Genomic DNA, 18,603 nt, shown 5'->3' on the forward strand with positions numbered 1-18,603 from the left:
TAAATTTATTTATTGTTTGTATTTGATGCCAATTCCTAAAACATAACCATTACCGGTATTAAAATCATACACTGTATGATTGTCATTATCGATGAGGTTATATTTTTTGTTAAAATCATAGCCTGCCTTAAAATTCAGAAACCAGTTTTTGTCTACATTTCTTTCGTATTCAAGTGCTGTGGTCATTTGCGATAAGCTCACTTTTGAGGCATTATTACTTAGATTATTTTCTGGGTCTAAATGATAAAAATTACCATTAAAACTATTGTTTATGCTAAACTTGTTTCGAATATTGTTTGAGTATGAAATTTTTGAATCCGGAAAACCAAGGAATACAAAAGCTTCGTTATTTACTTTGTAGTTTAAGGATACAACTGGCAGGAATTTAGGAGAACCAAAAATGGTTGTTCTTGCGATTCCAATGCTGAAAAACGTCTTTGAACTGAGTTGCTGCTGAACCTCAAAACTTCCTAAAAGAGTAAAATCATCACTATTTAAATTGCTTTGAAAATTTACTGTTGGTGTAATCGAAAAATTCAGATTTGTTGTCTTCGAAAGCTCGTGAGAAAATTCAAACTTGTTCTGAATCTGATTATACTGATCCAAATTCTCATACGTAATATTGCTGTCTAATTCATAATTCACTTTCAAATTCGAATATTCTAGTGTGTTTGTGATTTTGTTTTTCGAACCGATTTCTTTACTAAATGTTATACCAATATTGGTTTCGTTAAATTTAATCTTATCCGTAGGTTCTGTTTTTGCATTCGCATATACTGAAAAGTTCTCCTGAGCTTTCATATTGAAAATTGAAATCAAAAAAAACGAACAAATTAAAAACCTTGTTTTCATTACTTATTTATTGGTTCAAAAGTAGGTGGCTAGTGGTTTTAAAAAAAAGAAGATATATGTACAGTACTTTTTGATAGACTAAACGGCAATTTTTAAGGCCGAATGAAGTATTTGACAGTATTAATATGTTGTAGATGATTTATTGCTTTTTATAGTCTAAAAACGCTCGGTTGTATATGTTATAGTGAAGTGCAGAAGAGTGCAATTTATATTTGTTGAAAAAATTGAATATGCACAAGTTTATATTGATGTTGTTTTTGGCAGTAACCGTAATTTCATGCGGAACTGATTCTGATGCCGGCGAATTTGTTGTAGGGTCAGATTATCTTGCGGTGGGTAATAAAGTTATTTTAATTGATACCGTTACGGTCGACATGTCTACGATAAATTTCGACTCTCTTGTTACCTCCAGTCAAAACCGCATTTTGATAGGGAATTATGAAGATCCAATTTTTGGGAAAGTAAAATCGAACAGTTATTTTCAATTGGCTTCAGATTCATATGTATTAAATACCAGCGGTTCAGATACAGAAACAACCAATTACGTTTTTGATTCTATTTCGATGATTTTAAAATATGATAACTATTATTATGGCGATACCACAAAGGTGCAGACTTTTAATATTCATCGGCTAACTCAAAAAGTAAAGCCTAATACTGAGGATAAAAGCTTCTATAATAATTCATCTTTAACTTATAGTGATGAAAGTTTAGGAACAATATCTTATAAACCCAGGCCAATTGAAAAAGACTCTGTTAATATTAAAATGAGTGATGTTTTTGGTGCTGCTCTTTTTCAGAAATTAAAGAAAAGAGAGATTACAGACTTTGATAGTTTTAATGAATATCTAAAAGGTCTTGTTCTTGTCCCGGAAACTTCAAATTCTGCCAGCGTTATTGGTTTTCATGTCACAACAAGCAAAGTCCGACTGTATTACTCAAAATATCAGGCAGACACTGAAGAGGTTCCTTTTATACTAGATTTCACCATTACAGATGCTTCGAAACAATTCAATGCTGTTTCGTCTGACAAAACAGGAACTTTACTCGAAAATTTACCAGTATCGAGCAGTAAGCTTTCAAGTGCATTAACGAATAGGCAGGGATTTATTCAATCGGGTACAGGTGTCGCGTGCAGAATCGATTTTCCGAATATCAAACAGCTAAAAAAAATAGCTGCCAATGGGGCAATTGTAGATGCTAAAATTCTCCTGAAACCCGTTGGTAATACATATTCTCAAAAATATCCTTTGGCTGATTCCTTACGGATTTATGTGGCTGATAATTTGAACAGATTGAGCGGTTCATTACAGAATTCTGCAGGAACTGCGGTTTTTGGTATCCTGAATAAAAAAAGTGATGAGTTTAATGAAAATGTTGGATATACAATTCCCATCGGCGCTTTTTTACAGAAAGAAATGCTAAAAAATACTGATTCCAGATCGTCTCTTATTCTAACATTGCCTTCCATTTCTAAAGCTGTAGGCCGAATTGTTTTAGGGGATCAAAAAAACTTAAACAATAAAATCCAGCTTAAAATTTATTACATCTCTTATTAAATGAAAAGTAAAATAGTGTATTTAAGTTGCTTCATGGTATTGTCGCTAACTTCGTTTTCGCAAAGTATTTCAAGTTCACCTTATTCGTTATATGGAGTGGGGAGTTTATATGATGCTGATTTTGGTGTAATTCCTTCCATTGGTTCATCAGGAATTGCTTTGCCATCAGATACTTTTATAAATAATCTCAATCCGGCCTCATTAGGATATTTACCTCAAAATCATTTTATGTTTGATATAGGAGGAAAAGCTATTGCGACAACCTATCAAAACAATTCGAAAAGCGAAAGCCGTAATAATTTTCAATTTTCGCATATTGCTTTTGCCTTTCCGGTTACTAAAAATTCCGGATTTAGTGTGGCTTTAAAACCATATTCGAGTTCTGCTTTTAAAATTTCAAATTTAAAACTACCTATAGAAAATAGTCAGGATTATTACTATTTAACTGCGATGGGTTCCGGGGGATTAAATAATTTTGATTTTTCATATGGATACCGATTAGGGAAAAAATTATCTGTTGGTGCATCGGCAGCTGTAGTGTTTGGGAATACAAGTGATGATCGAAGCTTTTTGATTTCGAATTCTGTTACCAGTATTCAGAAAAAAACAACTTATAATGGCTGGCGTGGTACATTAGGAGCGCAATATAAAATTGATTCTACTTTTACCATTGCTACCACATTCAAACTCCCGGCTCAAATAAAAGCATCAAAGGTTCAAACGGTTCAAACCATTGCAGATGATGTTATCACTACTGTAGAGTCTAATGTTAAATCAGATACAGACGATTACTATATGCCTTTAGAAATGGGTATTGGAATCAGTAAACGTTTTAAAAATAATCTGAACATGACTTTAGATTACGAAAAAAGTTTATGGAGTGACAGTAATCAATCTGAGTTGTATGGTAATTTTGTCAATCAGGATCGATTTGCCCTTGGATTTACTTATAGAACTAAAAAGAATGTTCGAAAATATTGGGATAGAATTCAATATGCGACAGGGGTAAACTTTGATACCGGTTACCTGGAAGTCGACGGAAAACGTGTCAATAATGCAGCGGTTTCTTTTGGACTTTCTTTACCACTGGAAAACACATATTCGGCCCTGAATATTTCGTATTCGTACGGACAAAAAGGAAGTATTTCGAACAATTTAATAAAAGAGAATTATCACAAACTATCTCTTAATTTATCATTAGATGGAATATGGTTTATTAAACGAAAAATAGATTAAGGGCTTAAAAGTCTTTTTGAATTACAGGATATTTATATTCTAAAATTGATTTTAAAACCTCAGGATTTGAATTGACATAAAATACAGGATCGCTTTTTTGATTGTCATTAAAACCAACTTTATCGCGCAAAATATTTTGAGTTTGTCTTGCAACAGCTTCCCCAGAATCAATAATCTGAATATGCTCCGGTAGTATTTTTTTAATCTGAGGAATTAAGTAAGGGTAGTGGCTACAACCCAAAACAAGGTAGTCTATATTAGCATCGATCATAGGCTGTAAGTATGATTCTAATAATTGAGTCATTTCAGGAGAATTTAGATTTCCGTCTTCGATAAGCTGAACCAGTCCGTAGCCCACTTGTTCAATTATTTTAGTGTTCTGGAACATCTCTGCCGTTTTATTGAATAACTCGCTATTCAGCGTTCCTTTAGTAGCTAAAATACCAATTACTTGTGTTTTTGAGTTATTAGCAGCCGGCTTTATGGCAGGTTCAATTCCTATAAACGGGATATCATAATCTGCACGAAGTTCTAATATAGCATTTGTCGTCGCGGTATTGCATGCAACAACAATAAGTTTGCAATTCATGTCAAGTAAAAAATCAACATTTTTTTTGCTCAGGGCAACAATCTCTTCTTTTGTTCTTTGACCATAAGGAGCATTTTTACTATCGGCTAAATAAATTGTTTTTTCGTTTGGAAGTAAGTCGTGAATGGCATTCCAGATGGAAGTTCCTCCAATACCAGAATCAAAAACGCCTATAGGATTGTTATTCGTCATGATACAAATTTAGTGTTTTTTGAAATAATTTAGTATTCCAATTTACGTGAAATGTGCGAATATTTCGGTTTTTTAGTTTTAATTAAATGTAAAAAAAAACTGCTTAAATCTTTACAGGTTTAAGCAGTTTTTTTTTATTTTAAGAAATCTGTTTTTTAGAATCCTAAATCTTTTTTTACATCAGCAGTCAAGTTTGGACCATCAGCTAATAAAAGAGTAGAACCATCTAATACATATTGGAAACCTTTAGCTTTTCCAACTTTTTGGATAGAAGCTCTAACTTTTTCCATTAATGGTTTTACGATGTCAGTTTCTTTTTGTTGTAATTCTTTTTGAGCGTTGTCTCTGTAGTCAACAATTCTTTTTTGCATGTCTTGAACTTCTTTAGAACGTTCTCCGTTTACAGCATCAGTTACAGTTGCAGCTTCACCTTCATACTTTTTGATTTTTACTTGGTATTCGTCAACCATTTTTTTGTATTCTGCATCGTATGTACCGCTTAATTTTTGTAATTGGTTTTGTGCATCCAGCATTGCAGGCATTTTCGACATAATCTCGCTAACATCAACATGAGCTACCTTAGCTTGTGCGTTCATTGTGTTACTTGCTCCTAAAATTAAAATGGCAGCAATTAGTAAAGTTTTGATTTGTTTCATCATTTTTAAAAATATTAATTAATTATTGGTCGTATTTGATTTTTGTGTTTCGGCCTCTTTCGCTTTTTTGGCCGCTTCTCTTTCTTCTAAAATTTTCTTCCTTCTTTCTTCTAATTCTTTTTTACGCTCTTCGTAAAGCTTTTGTCTTTCTGCTGCTTTATCAACTGCGGGTACTGTAGTTGTTGGTTCAGTCCCTGTTGTTGTGGCAGGTTTTGCTGTTGCGTCAGTAGCAGTTTTGGTTGCCTCTGTTTTAGCTGGTTCAGAAACCGTGCCATTTTTTTTCGCTTCTCTTTCAGCTGCAATTGCTTTTCTTCGATCGTCGTATTCTTTTTTCTTAGCTTCCTGCTCTAATCGTCTGTCTTCAATTAATTTTTCTCTGGCAGCTCTTTTCTCGTCTAATACTTTTTGTCTGTCCTGCATTGCTGGATTTTCATCAATCGCATTTTCGATTTTTTCTTTGGCTTCCTGGTCTTTCAATTGTTTTTTGGTCAATTGCTCGCGCTTATCAGTTCGGTTTAAAACACGTATAACCTGATCGCTAATATCAAATCTTTTATTGCTAAAAAGCATTGTTAAATCAGATGATTTATCAAAGATAAAATCATAATTTTTAGCTTCTGCTATATCCTGAACAGCAGTAAAAACCTGATCTTGTATTGGCTTTGCCAATGATGCTTTTTGATGGATCAAGTTTCCATTAGCTCCAAATTGCTTCTCCTGATACGTGAGCATTTCATCTTCCAGAAACTTAATTTCTGTTTCCCTTTCATCAATAAGTTCTTTGGTTAGTAAAGCTCTTTCGGCTTTAAGACCCTCTTTAAGTTTATTGATGTCGAGTTTTTTGGCTTCTATATCTTGTTTCCACTTTTGGGCTTTTAGCTCTAATTGAGCCTTAGCTTCTTTATAATCTGAAACATTTTCTAGAATATATTCCATGTCGATGTAACCAATCCTTGTCGTCCTCGTCTGAGCCTGACTTGTATATGCTACAATCAAAGCTGAAAATATAAATAAAAATTGTTTTCTCATAATACTAGTCTATTTGAAATTTCAAACAAATGTACTAAAATTTCTACTAAAACTGTTGTCCAATAATAAAGTGAATTTCTTTACCATGTGCTTTAGTTTCTCCTGGTTGAGGATCAAATCCGTAACCCCAGTCAATACCTAATAATCCAAACGCAGGCATGAATACACGTAAACCAACACCAGCAGAACGATAAAGGTCAAATGGGTTGTAATCTTTAAAAGTTGGATATGATGAACCAGCTTCTAAAAAGGCCAACGCATAGATCGACGCAGATGATTTTAATGTAATTGGATAACGTAATTCCATTGAGAATTTGTTATAAATTGTTGCTCCAATTTGCTCATTGTTGGCATTTACAGGAGTTAATGAGTTATTTTCATAACCTCTTAATCCGATAGTTTCTCTACCATCCATTGAGTAACTTTGCATTCCGTCTCCTCCTAAATAGAAACGTTCAAACGGTACAACACCTCTTGTTTGATCGTAAGCACCTAAGAAACCAAACTCTGTTAATGTTCTAAGAACTAATTTACCATACAGTTTAGTATACCAGTCTGCTTTAAATTTAATTTTATAATACTCTAACCAGTTGTATTTCTTTTGATCGACTTTCCCCTGATCAGTATCTGCACTGGCAAAATCAGATCCAACACTTACAATTCCTGACTGACCGTTTACAGTTTCTGTTTTTACGTAATCACCAGTATTAAGAGGTTGGCCGTCTACCCCAGAAGTTGGCGATCCTGTATATTGTGATTTGTATTCTTTTTCATTTTGTAAATTCCCATAATCAATACCATTAAATAATGAATAAGGAGGTGTTACTTTTGCAGAAATACTAAAGTCTGAACCGTAAGTTGGGAATATTGGGTTAACCCCTTTATTACTTCTTGAAAGTCCAATTGTATAGGCTAAGTTTCTCGATGCTCCGTTACCAAATGTAAATAATCCTGTGTTGTAATTATTTAAGTCATAATGTTGGTAACTTACAGATTGTGATAATACGAAGTAATCATCCGGCACAGTAAGACGTTTAGCTAAACCTACTTGTAATGTTAAGATGTTAAAACTTTTACTTTTATCTACACTTCTTGTCGCATAATTGTTCAGGAATTGTTTACTGTACGATATAGATGAACTAAATTGTACTGGTTTTTTACCTCCAAACCATGGTTCTGAGAACGATATACTATACGTTTGGAAATAAGTACTTCCTTGTAAACGAAGCGATACTTTTTGCCCGTCTCCCATTGGTAATGGTTTATAAGACTCTTTATTAAATATATTTCTTGCAGAGAAGTTGTTAAAAGATAATCCTAAGGTTCCAATGAAACCTCCACCACCGTAACCTCCCTGAAGTTCAACCTGGCTGGATCCTTTTTCTACTACGTGGTATTCGATATCAACAGTTCCTGCAGCGGCATCAACATTCTTGAATTTTGGATCAATTGCTTCAGGATCAAAGAATCCTAATTGTCCAATTTCACGAATAGTTCTAACCAATTGTTCTTTGCTGTATTTTTCTCCCGGCTTAGTTCTAAGCTCACGGTAGATAACGTGGTCATTGGTTTTGTCGTTTCCTACTACAGATATTTTATTAAAATAAGCAATAGGTCCTTCTGTAACCCTGATTTCAAAATCGATAGTATCGTTTACTGTTTTTACCTCTACAGCATTGATATTAGAGAACAAATAACCATTGTTTTGGTATAAGTTTGTAATGTCTTCTGCATCAGGTTTTGTTTTGTCGGCGATACGTTTTTCAAGTAAAACTCCATTATAAGTTTCACCTTTTTTAATTCCTAAATAACGGCTTAACAATTGATCGGGATACACTGTATTTCCAAGGAATTTAATATTACCAAAGTAATATTTGTTTCCTTCTTCCATCTTTATTTTGATGGCAAGCATATTTTTCTTCTTGTTATACGTAACAGAATCATAAATAATACGTGCATCACGATATCCTTTTTCTTTATAGGTAGCAACAACTTTTTCTAAGTCGGTTTTGTATTTTTCAGGAATAAACTTTGAAGATTTTAAAATACGAAGCACATTTTTTTGCTTTGTATCTTTCATAGCAGCTCTTAATTGAGAGCTGGTAAGTTGTTTATTTCCAATGAAATCGATACTGCTGATTTTTACTTTATCACCTTTGTCTACCCGAACAAGCATATTTACGTGATGACCGTTTACGGTATCAAGAGTATTTGTAATGGTAACTTTGGTGTTATAGAATCCGTCTTTTTTATACTTGTTTTCTATATAATTTTTGGTTGTCGTAATTAAGTTTTCGTTGACAATTTTGTTTTTGGTCAAATTGTTGTCCTTAATTAGTCCTTCGACTTTACTTTTCTTTATACCAACGAATTTTACCTCATTTAGTTTAGGAAGCTCAACAATGTTAAGGTCTAAATAAATACTGTCATTTTCGATTTTGTTGACGTAGAAGGCAATTTCATCAAATAGGCCAAGTTTACCTAACTTTTTGATAGCGCCACTGATTTCTTCACCAGGTACGGCTATTTCCTGTCCTTTTTGAAGGCCGGAAAAGGTAACAACAGTTTGTTCATTGAAGCTTATTTTACCAACAACAGAAACTTTAGCAAGAATATATTTTTTTCCCTGATCAAAAGGAACTCTTTCTTGTGCTTTTATTTGTGAAAAACTACCCAAAAGAACTAGGGTAAGGACTATTTGTATTCTTTTTTGTAACACTAAAATATTATTTAATTTGTTCACTGGTTTTTCCAAATCTACGTTCTCTTTTTTGATAACTAATAATAGCCTCATATAAATCTTGATCTTTAAAGTCTGGCCACAAGACATTAGTAAAATATAATTCTGCATAGGCGATTTGCCACAACAAAAAATTACTTATTCTATGTTCTCCACTTGTTCGTATTAATAAATCTACGTCAGGTAAATTTTGCGTGTAAAGATGCTCATTTATAATTGAATCGTCAATACCGTCTATTGAAATTATATTATTTTTAACTTTATCACTGATGATTCTCACGGCATTTACCAATTCTTCTCTTGATCCGTAACTTAAAGCCAGGGTTAGAGTAAGACGGGTATTATTTTTTGTTTTGTCTATTACATCCAACAACTCTTTTTGAGCTGATTTTGGTAATTTGTCAAGATTTCCAATTGCATTAAGTTTGATATTGTTTTCCTGCAAAGTAACAAGCTCTTTTTTTAATGAATTGATTAATATTCTCATTAATGCCTCGACCTCTAATTTAGGACGATTCCAGTTTTCTGTAGAAAAAGCATATAATGTTAAGTACTCAATACCAAGTTTGGCACAAGTTGTAATTGTTTTTTTTACAGATTTTGTTCCGTTTTCGTGACCAAATGCTCTTAAAAAACCTTGTTGTTTTGCCCAACGGCCATTTCCGTCCATAATTATGGCCAAATGTTTGGGTAAGTTTGTGTGATCTATAGAGTCTAGTAAATTCATTTTATTAATATGCGCAATAGCAAGGTTTTTGTCCAAAGGTATATGTTAAAGTGATACCTGAAAACACATACCAGTCATTATTATTTAAATTTCCAAATTGCAGTACGTTTGCACTGTTTGTATTGGGGTTGCTTCCGTCAATATTGTCTGTAAAAGTGTAACGGGCTCCAACTTCGGCTCCTAAAACCCAGTGCGGTGCTATATTCGATTTTATACCTAATATAATAGGTATAGCAAACGAACTTCCGTTTTGCTTTTGCATTACGTCTGGATTTGCAATGTTACGATACAATTGGTCATAAAGAAAAAAACTTACTCCCGAATATATATAAGGAGTAACCTTTGTATGGTAATCATGCAGATTAAAATCGAAAAAATTAAATTCTAATCCTGCAGATAGTTCTTTTATGTCATTTTTGAAACTATAACCTCTCAGGTTTCGTCCTGTTTCTTTCGAATCCAGGTCATTTCCCGCTACAGTTGACTGCGTATAAGAAAAGCGATACGCATGACGCGGACTTTTATTCCATTTATACAAAATACCAATAGCCAGTTTTTCAGGAGCAATATAAGTAGTACTTCCTACGTCACCAACAAAGTTACTTCCACCAACAAAAACACCAATCTCATTGATTTGAGCATTTAGTGTGATAAAGGGGAAAAAACATAACAATAAATTAAAAATTTTCTTCATTTAATTCAAAATTGCGTGCAAATATAATAATTATCGATACGAATCAACGTTCCTTTAGTTAAATGTGCTTTTTTTTAAATTTACAATATGATTTTGAGACATTTAATGATGATTCGATACATGCAGAACGGCAAATAGTGGTATTATCGTATAGTGGTGAATCATAAAAGGGCTTAATTTCTCTTATCTTCTCCCCAAAGTAATTTATTTCGTAAGGTTTTTAAGAAAGTTTCCTCTGGAATTTCGATCATATTTATTTTAAAGTCTGTTTTTCGGATTGTTAAAACCGATTCGTTTTTTACCGAAGCAATTCTGGAATCTAACGAAACTAAATATCGATCTTCTCTTCCTGAAACACGAAGTTTAATCTCTGTGCTATCCGGGATTACAAGGGGTCTGGCGTTTAAATTATGTGGGGCAATTGGTGTAATGACTAAACTTTCGACATTTGGAGTTAAAATGGGGCCTCCGCAGCTTAGTGAATATCCTGTAGAACCGGTAGGTGTAGAAATAATCAGGCCATCTGCCCAATATGAGTTTAAATATTCGTCATTTAAATAGGTATCAACCGTAATCATCGATGTAGTATCTTTTCGGCTCACAGTCACTTCATTCATGGCAAAATTCAGATTCTCTTCGATTGCGTCGTTTTTTGGATCACAAGTTATGCTGAGTAACGTTCTTTCAGAAATCGTATAGTTTTTATCAATTACAAACTGTAAAAAATTATCAATACTCTCTTTAGGAACAGTGGCCAGAAATCCTAATCTTCCCGCATTAATTCCTAATATAGGTACACCTGAGTTACGTACTAAAGTTGCGGCTCTTAAAATGGTTCCGTCACCGCCAATACTAATTAGCATCTCAAAACTATCATCTAAAGATGTGCTTGACGAAAAAGTTTTGTACTCTTTTTTAACGAGCTCTTTTTCATAAAGCATTTCCAGAAAGTTTTCTTCAATTACCATCTCGACATTATTCGACTTAAAAAACAAGAAAATGTCTTTAATTATAGGTTCGGTACTGTTTTGATAATATTGTCCGTAAATGGCTATTTTCATCTGATGTTTAATCGATTTTTTTGTTGAATTGTTTAATCGTTAATTTTTTCGTCAAAATGATTAACCAGTTAACCACTTCAACAATCATATTATATATTAAGGTATTTGTCTAAGTAATCGGAGCGTTCTTTCAGGCTATTGATGTAAGCGTCTTCCTGATGTTCTGAAATAATTTCATAACCATATCTTCTATATGTCTGAATAATTTCATTCATAGGCCCAACGCCAATTTTTATGGTAATTTGTACATTCTCGAGATCAGCTTCAGATACAAAACAGCCCAGGATTTTACCATTATTGCTTTCTACAATTTGGGTTACCTGACCCATAGAATAATCTAAAAGCCCTTTTTGAACGATAATTATGCCGCCTTGCTCTTTTAAAAATGGAGTTTCCTGAAAAAATTTCATGATATCTTCCATTTCATAATAGCCAATGTAAGCATTGTTTTCGTCAAGAACCGATACTACATTAGTATGATTCTTTGCAAAAACTTCTAAAACATCAAGCCACATCATCGATTTTCGGGCAAAAAAGCGTTCCAGAGTATATTTGTAATCAATAACTTTTTTATCTGTATCAAAAGTTTCAACATCATCAGCAGCGATACTTCCAATGAAAATTCCGTTTTCCAAAACCGGAAAATGCGAAAAATTCAAATCAGCAAAAAAGTCCTGAACCGTGGCTATCGTTTCCTGACTGTCTATCGCTCTAAAATCATTGGTGATATAGTTTATAATTTCTGTCATAAATCTGTTAAGGATATTTCATGCAAAATAATCAAAAAATAGCAAAAACTGCTACGTTTTACTTTGTATTTTTGTCGTAACAAATATAGTGTTACTAGAATTAATTATCTATTTATATGACAAAGTTAAGTGTAAATATCAATAAAATTGCAACCCTTCGAAATGCACGAGGAGGAAATGTTCCTGATTTATTAAAAGTAGCGACGGATATTCAGAAATTCGGAGCACAAGGAATTACGATTCATCCACGTCCGGATGAGCGTCATATTCGTTATCAGGATGCGCGTGATTTAAAAGCAATTGTTCATACCGAATATAATATCGAAGGAAATCCTCAGCATAATTTTATCGATTTGGTTTTAGAATGCAAGCCAACGCAGGTAACATTAGTTCCTGATGCAATTGGAGCAATTACATCTTCTGCAGGTTGGGACACGATAAAAAATCAGGACTATTTGACTGAAGTTATTCAGGAATTTCAGCGTAACGGAATCAGAACGTCGATTTTTGTTGATCCGGTTTTGGAAATTATCGAAGGAGCAAAAAAAACAGGAACAGATCGCATCGAATTGTATACCGAGGCTTTTGCACACCAATATGATTTAGGAAACAAAAACGGAATCGATCCTTATGTAAAAGCAGCAGAATTGGCCAACGAATTAGGTTTAGGAATTAATGCCGGTCACGATTTAAGTTTAGATAATGTACAGTTCTTTAACCAAAATATTCCAGGTTTGTTAGAAGTTTCTATTGGTCACGCTTTGATTGCAGAGGCATTATATCTTGGTTTGGATAATGTAGTGAATATGTATTTGAATAAATTGAAATAGATTTTTTGAAGTTTATTTCACAGAGTTGCACTAAGAATGCACAGAGATTCTCAAAAAAAATGAAGAAAATTCAGGAGTTGCTTGCGTAGCTTTATGTGATCTTTAAGGATAAAATAAATATTTAAAGTAAAATTTAATGTTATACTCAAAAATAGAAGGCGAAGGAAAACCATTCGTGATCATGCACGGATTTTTAGGAATGTCTGATAACTGGAAAACTTTGGCAGGACAATATGTAGAAGCCGGATTTCAGGTTCATATTTTAGATTTACGAAATCACGGACGTAGTTTTCATTCAGACGAATGGAGTTATGAAGCCATGGTGCAGGATGTTTTCGAATATTGTCAGGCAAATCAATTAACCAGAATAGATATTCTTGGACATTCGATGGGCGGAAAAGTAGCCATGCTTTTTGCCACCACACATCCTGAAATTGTAGACAAACTAATTGTGGCCGATATTGGCCCAAGATTTTACAAACAACACCATCAGGATATTTTGGCAGGTTTAAATGCAATAGATTTTTCTGTAAAACCAAGCCGTAATGATGTCGAAGCAACTTTGTCAGAATACGTTCCTGATTTTGGAACACGTCAGTTTTTATTAAAAAACTTATATTGGCAGGAACCCGGGCAATTGGCTTTTAGATTCAATCTTGCCGCTTTCAATAATAATCTGGATGCTATCGGGAAAGCTTTAGATGAGAATTTGGTTTTCGATAAACCAACCTTATTTATTCGCGGAGGAAGTTCAGGATATATCCAGGATTCAGATTTTGAAGCCATTCGTCGACAATTTCCAAATGTTAAGTTCGAAACGATTCCAAATGCAGGACATTGGCTTCATGCTGAAAATCCTAAATTATTTTTTGAATTAACGACTCAGTTTTTAAAAGAATAAAAAAGTTTCCACGAATTTACGCGAATGTTAATTCAATTTTGTCTCAATTTTAATTTGTGAAAATTGTGGCAAAAAAAAACCTTTTAATCTGTGGCAAAAAAATAATAATAAAATTCCTTACTTTTATTAAAATTTTAAAATCAAAAAATATGAAAATATTACTTAGACTCCTTGTTACTGCGGCCTTGGTGTTGTTAATTGCTAATTTTTTAACCGGAGTACATGTCGCAAGTTTTGGCACGGCAGTAATCGTTGCGATTGTTTTAGGATTGCTAAATCTTTTTATAAAACCAATATTGGTTATCCTGACATTGCCGGTTACCTTTATAACTTTAGGTTTATTTTTATTAGTAATTAATGCTGTCATTATTATGTTGTGTACCAATATTGTCGGAGGTTTTGCAGTCGACTCATTCTGGACCGCATTATTGTTTAGTGTCATACTGTCTATTCTTCAGTCTATTACTTATAAGATACTTGGAGACGACAAATAAAATAAATATTGAAAGCGTGTTTAAAACGTCTTCAAATACAATAGATTAAAAACTTGGTTGGGTTGCAAAAATTTTATAATTTTGCAACCCAATTTTATTATGTAAATTAAAGAAGAAGATGGATATTAAAAGAGTAGCAATAGACGCTGTGAATGAAACGATCGTAATGACAGTTGTTCACATGGATTATAAAGGTCAAGTAGCAAAAAGAATAAACGAAAAAATGCCATTGGCTACCGTAAAAGGTTTTAGAAAAGGACAAGTTCCTAAAGACCTTGTTGAAAAACAATACGGAAAAGCGATTAAGCAAGAAGAAGTTAAAAAAGTAGTTGATTTGGCTTTAGAGCGTTTTGTTCAATCTGAAAGATTAAATCTTTTAGGAACTCCTCTTGCTAAAGAAAACGAAAACTTTGATTGGGATGCTGAAGAACTAACTTTCGAATACGAAATTGGTTTAGTACCAAACTTTGAAATTGACTTAGAAGCGAAAAATGATATCGTAAAATATATCGTTACTGCTGATGATAAATTAATCGACGGACAAGTAGAGCGTATCCAAAAACAATTCGGGAAAGCAATTCCACAAGATAAAGTAGAAGCTGATTCAGATTTAACCGGAACTTTCTCAAACGAAGAAAAAGGAATCAACAATACTACTACAATTGCTGTATCTACTTTCAACAAAGCTGCTGCTGATAAATTCATCGGTAAAAAAGTTGGAGATGTTGTTACAGTAAGCACAAAAGGTTTATTTGCAGATGATCACCAATTAATGGATTACTTAAAAGTAGCTCATGATGATGTTCACGGTTTAGATATCGAAGTAAACTTTACTATCGAAGCAATCAACGGAGCAGAATTGGCAGAATTAAACCAAGAGCTTTTTGATAAACTTTTTGGAGAAGGAAAAGTAGCTTCACTTGAAGATTTGAAAGCTAAAATCAAAGAAGATGCTGAAGCGCAATTCGCACAGCAAGCAGATCAAAAATTATTGTTAGACGTTCAGGATTTCCTTATCGAAAGCACAAAATTTGATTTACCAGCAGAATTCCTTAAAAAATGGTTACAAACTGTTGGAGAGAAAAAACTTTCTGCAGAAGAAGCTGAAGTTGAATACGCAAGATCTGAAAAAGGATTACGTTTTCAATTGATCGAAGGAAAAGCAATGGCACAAAGTAATATCCAAATTACATTCGAAGATTTGAAAGCTTTTACAACAAACGCTATCAGACAACAAATGGCTCAATTTGGACAAACAAATCCAACTGACGAAGAAGTACAAGGAATCGTGGCTAGAGTATTATCTAACCAGGAAGAAGTAAAAAGACTTTCTGAGCAAGTTGTAGCTGAAAAATTGTTAGAAGTGTTTAAAGAAAAAGCAAATCCAACAACTAAAGAAGTAACTTACGAAGAATTTATTGCTGCGTCTTACGGAGAATAATTTCTAAAACAATAAGTATATTTGAGCGTCGGGAAGTTTTTTCCTGACGCTCTTTTGTTTTAATTTATTTTTGATTACTTTTCAGAAGCTAATCCAGCTATTCGTTACAAGTTTTTTCTTCCGTTTAAGTTTTTCAAATTCTTGCAAGAGCTTCTTTCAGTCGCTTTCCAAGAATAAAAAAACTAAAAAACGGAATTCAAAAAGCTTTTCACTGCTATCTGGGCTATTTAAGAAGCGAGTTCAAAAACTTGAAACCTGAAACAAAATTAAACTTGAAATAAAAAACTAAGACAAATTGACATCCTTTAGAAAGAGGTACAACCTTTGATGAAGAATAGATACAGATATAACATAAACTTAGAACACTTAAAATATGAACTACGGTAAAGAATTCAAAAAATTTGCTACAAAGCACCAGGGAGTAAATGCAATGTACTACGACAAAATCGTAGCAGCAATGAACCCAACAAACATGACTCCATATATTATCGAAGAGCGTCAGTTGAATATTTCTCAATTAGATGTTTTTTCAAGATTAATGATGGACAGAATCATCTTTTTAGGAACAGGTATCGACGATCAAATCGCAAATATCGTTCAGGCTCAGTTATTATTTTTAGAAAGTGCTGATGCATCAAAAGACATTCAAATTTATCTAAATTCTCCAGGAGGAAGCGTTTACGCAGGATTAGGGATTTATGATACCATGCAATACATCAAACCAGATGTAGCGACAATTTGTACCGGTATGGCAGCCTCAATGGGAGCTGTATTATTATGTGCAGGAGCAGAAGGAAAACGTTCGGCATTGCCACATTCAAGAGTAATGATTCACCAGCCATCAGGAGGAGCACAAGGTGTTGCAACAGATATGGAAATCAACTTACGCGAAATGTTGAAACTAAAAGATGAATTATATCATATCATCTCTCAGCATTCAGGACAAACTTTTGACAAAGTGCACAAAGACAGTGAGCGTGATTACTGGATGAAAGCTGACGAAGCAAAAGAATACGGAATGATTGATGAAGTATTGAGAAGAAGCTAATTTTTTTTTAAGGTTCAAAGTTACAAAGGAACTAAGGTTCTGAGGTTAACTTGAAACTTGAAACAAAATTAAACTTGAAACAAAAATAAAAAGTTAATAGCTTGCTAAGTTTTTGAGGTTTTATTGGTAAATCTCAGAAACTTAGTAACTTTGCGACTTATGTAACTAAAAAAGAATGGCTAAAGTAGTATTAGAATGTTCGTTTTGTGGAAGAAAAAAGCCAGAAACCAATTTATTGATTGCAGGTATTAATGCACATATCTGTGATAAGTGTATTGAACAAGCACACGGAATTGTAATAGAAGAATTAAAATCAAGCGGAAGCGCGAAACTTGTTGGGGATTTAATTTTAAAGAAACCAAAAGAAATCAGAGCTTTCCTGGATCAATATGTTATTGGTCAGGATCAGACAAAAAAAGTAATGTCGGTTGCGGTTTACAATCACTACAAACGTTTAATGCAACAGCAATTAGACGATGAAGTAGAGATCGAAAAAAGTAACATCATTATGGTAGGTCAAACCGGAACCGGAAAAACATTGGTAGCAAAAACTATCGCAAAAATGTTAGATGTTCCTTTGGCTATTGTTGATGCAACTGTACTTACAGAAGCAGGTTATGTAGGTGAAGATGTCGAAAGTATTTTGACACGTTTACTTCAAGCCGCTGATTATGACGTAACCAAAGCAGAAAGAGGAATCGTATTTATTGATGAGATTGATAAAATTGCCCGTAAGAGCGATAATCCATCGATAACACGTGACGTTTCTGGTGAAGGAGTACAACAAGCTTTACTAAAATTATTAGAGGGAACAGTTGTAAACGTACCACCAAAAGGAGGACGTAAACACCCGGACCAGAAATTTGTTGAGGTAAATACTCAAAACATCCTGTTTATTGCAGGTGGAGCTTTTGATGGAGTAGAACGTATTATTTCTAAACGTTTAAACCGTCAGGCAGTTGGATATTCAACATCTAAAAATGTAGACAATATCGACAAAGACAATTTATTGCAATATATCATTCCAAAAGATATTAAAGATTTTGGTTTGATTCCTGAAATTATTGGTCGTTTGCCAGTTTTAACACACATGGATCCTCTTGATAGAGAAACTTTGCGTGCTATTTTGACACAACCTAAAAATGCATTAATCAAACAATATCAAAAATTATTCTTAATGGATGATGTTGAATTTAATATTTCAGATGAAGCATTAGATTTTATTGTTGATAAAGCATTAGAATACAAATTAGGAGCTCGTGGATTACGTTCGTTATGCGAAGCTATCTTAACAGATGCGATGTACGAATTACCAAGTTCAGATGATAAAGTTTTGACAATCGATAAAGATTACGCAAAACATACTTTGAATAAAAATTTATTGAAGCGTATGGAAATTGCTTCATAAATCTTGATATTACGTTGTAAAAGTTCAAAACTTTGACAACGTTTACCTAAAACCTGCTCCTTTATTTGAGCAGGTTTTTTTATGCTTTTTCGTTTTTCTGTATAATTATCTTTACCAAAGAGATTGGCATATTTGTTTTTTGTTCCATAGGAACATTTCATCGGTAGTCAAATATGTATGACGTTTTTTTACGTTCCGTAGGAACGTTTGATTTTATAAATTATAATGGTAAAAACATATATAAATTGCAAACACAATTTGTCAAACGTCCCTCAGGGATGATATTTCTCACGATGCATTTTTTTCTACCCATGAGATGTTCCGATGGAACAAATTGTTTTTTGCTAACTATTTTTGATTTCAAAAGTCTGAAACCTTGAAAAGAAAATGATCTTAT

17 protein-coding genes are annotated in these 18,603 nt (G+C 33.4%); 8 read left to right on the forward strand and 9 right to left on the reverse strand.

What is annotated here, in order from left to right:
• Positions 1–9: 9 nt before the first annotated feature.
• Positions 10–801 carry a DUF6268 family outer membrane beta-barrel protein gene (locus tag ACIDC4_RS21265; RefSeq protein WP_412044632.1) on the reverse strand — a complete coding sequence of 264 codons (792 nt, stop codon included), beginning with the start codon at positions 799–801 and terminating at the stop codon, positions 10–12.
• 281 nt (positions 802–1,082) lie between these two features.
• Between ACIDC4_RS21265 and ACIDC4_RS21270 the strand changes: the two genes are divergently transcribed.
• Positions 1,083–2,411 (forward strand): DUF4270 family protein, encoded by a 1,329-nt coding sequence (locus tag ACIDC4_RS21270; RefSeq protein WP_412044633.1) that lies wholly within the window; start codon positions 1,083–1,085, stop codon positions 2,409–2,411.
• Positions 2,412–3,647, forward strand: coding sequence for a BamG family beta-barrel-assembly machinery protein (gene bamG, locus ACIDC4_RS21275; protein WP_412044634.1), 1,236 nt, complete (start codon positions 2,412–2,414; stop codon positions 3,645–3,647).
• 4 nt (positions 3,648–3,651) lie between these two features.
• Here bamG and murI read toward each other — a convergent pair whose 3' ends face one another.
• From murI to ACIDC4_RS21315, 8 genes are all read right to left on the reverse strand, one after another.
• Positions 3,652–4,428, reverse strand: coding sequence for a glutamate racemase (murI, locus tag ACIDC4_RS21280; protein ID WP_412044635.1), 777 nt, complete (start codon positions 4,426–4,428; stop codon positions 3,652–3,654).
• 155 nt (positions 4,429–4,583) lie between these two features.
• The gene (locus ACIDC4_RS21285) at positions 4,584–5,087 is read right to left on the reverse strand and encodes an OmpH/Skp family outer membrane protein (RefSeq protein WP_412044636.1); all 504 of its coding nucleotides are present in this window, start codon (positions 5,085–5,087) and stop codon (positions 4,584–4,586) included.
• Between the two features lie 15 nt (positions 5,088–5,102).
• Positions 5,103–6,113 carry an OmpH/Skp family outer membrane protein gene (locus ACIDC4_RS21290; RefSeq protein WP_412044637.1) on the reverse strand — a complete coding sequence of 337 codons (1,011 nt, stop codon included), beginning with the start codon at positions 6,111–6,113 and terminating at the stop codon, positions 5,103–5,105.
• 46 nt (positions 6,114–6,159) lie between these two features.
• A complete protein-coding gene (locus ACIDC4_RS21295) occupies positions 6,160–8,907 on the reverse strand; it encodes a BamA/OMP85 family outer membrane protein (protein ID WP_412044638.1) in 2,748 nt (915 codons plus the stop codon).
• On the reverse strand, positions 8,840–9,580 hold the full coding sequence (gene uppS / locus ACIDC4_RS21300; protein WP_412044639.1) for an undecaprenyl pyrophosphate synthase: 741 nt from the start codon (positions 9,578–9,580) through the stop codon (positions 8,840–8,842). Before uppS ends, ACIDC4_RS21295 begins: the two co-directional genes overlap by 68 nt.
• 4 nt (positions 9,581–9,584) lie before the next feature.
• Complete coding sequence (gene porG, locus ACIDC4_RS21305) at positions 9,585–10,274, reverse strand: type IX secretion system protein PorG (protein ID WP_412044640.1); 690 nt, start codon at positions 10,272–10,274, stop codon at positions 9,585–9,587.
• Positions 10,275–10,447: 173 nt separating this feature from the next.
• The gene (locus tag ACIDC4_RS21310) at positions 10,448–11,335 is read right to left on the reverse strand and encodes an NAD kinase (protein ID WP_412044641.1); all 888 of its coding nucleotides are present in this window, start codon (positions 11,333–11,335) and stop codon (positions 10,448–10,450) included.
• An 89-nt stretch (positions 11,336–11,424) separates the two neighbouring features.
• Positions 11,425–12,084, reverse strand: coding sequence for a CBS domain-containing protein (locus ACIDC4_RS21315; RefSeq protein WP_412044642.1), 660 nt, complete (start codon positions 12,082–12,084; stop codon positions 11,425–11,427).
• Between the two features lie 116 nt (positions 12,085–12,200).
• Here ACIDC4_RS21315 and ACIDC4_RS21320 point away from each other — a divergent pair, with 116 nt between their 5' ends.
• From ACIDC4_RS21320 to clpX, 6 genes are all read left to right on the forward strand, one after another.
• Positions 12,201–12,914 (forward strand): pyridoxine 5'-phosphate synthase, encoded by a 714-nt coding sequence (locus ACIDC4_RS21320; protein ID WP_412044643.1) that lies wholly within the window; start codon positions 12,201–12,203, stop codon positions 12,912–12,914.
• Positions 12,915–13,050: 136 nt separating this feature from the next.
• On the forward strand, positions 13,051–13,815 hold the full coding sequence (locus ACIDC4_RS21325; protein WP_412044644.1) for an alpha/beta fold hydrolase: 765 nt from the start codon (positions 13,051–13,053) through the stop codon (positions 13,813–13,815).
• 149 nt (positions 13,816–13,964) lie between these two features.
• Complete coding sequence (locus ACIDC4_RS21330) at positions 13,965–14,309, forward strand: phage holin family protein (RefSeq protein WP_412044645.1); 345 nt, start codon at positions 13,965–13,967, stop codon at positions 14,307–14,309.
• A 118-nt stretch (positions 14,310–14,427) separates the two neighbouring features.
• Positions 14,428–15,750, forward strand: a complete 1,323-nt coding sequence (locus tag ACIDC4_RS21335) for a trigger factor (RefSeq protein ID WP_412044646.1) — start codon at positions 14,428–14,430, stop codon at positions 15,748–15,750.
• Between the two features lie 373 nt (positions 15,751–16,123).
• Positions 16,124–16,798: an ATP-dependent Clp endopeptidase proteolytic subunit ClpP gene (clpP, locus tag ACIDC4_RS21340; RefSeq protein ID WP_412044647.1), complete on the forward strand. Its 675-nt coding sequence runs from the start codon at positions 16,124–16,126 to the stop codon at positions 16,796–16,798.
• Positions 16,799–16,973: 175 nt separating this feature from the next.
• A complete protein-coding gene (gene clpX, locus ACIDC4_RS21345) occupies positions 16,974–18,206 on the forward strand; it encodes an ATP-dependent Clp protease ATP-binding subunit ClpX (protein WP_056245443.1) in 1,233 nt (410 codons plus the stop codon).
• Positions 18,207–18,603: the final 397 nt, after the last annotated feature.

The sequence above is a fragment of the Flavobacterium sp. C3NV genome (assembly GCF_046825355.2).
In the GTDB taxonomy this organism is placed as follows: domain Bacteria; phylum Bacteroidota; class Bacteroidia; order Flavobacteriales; family Flavobacteriaceae; genus Flavobacterium.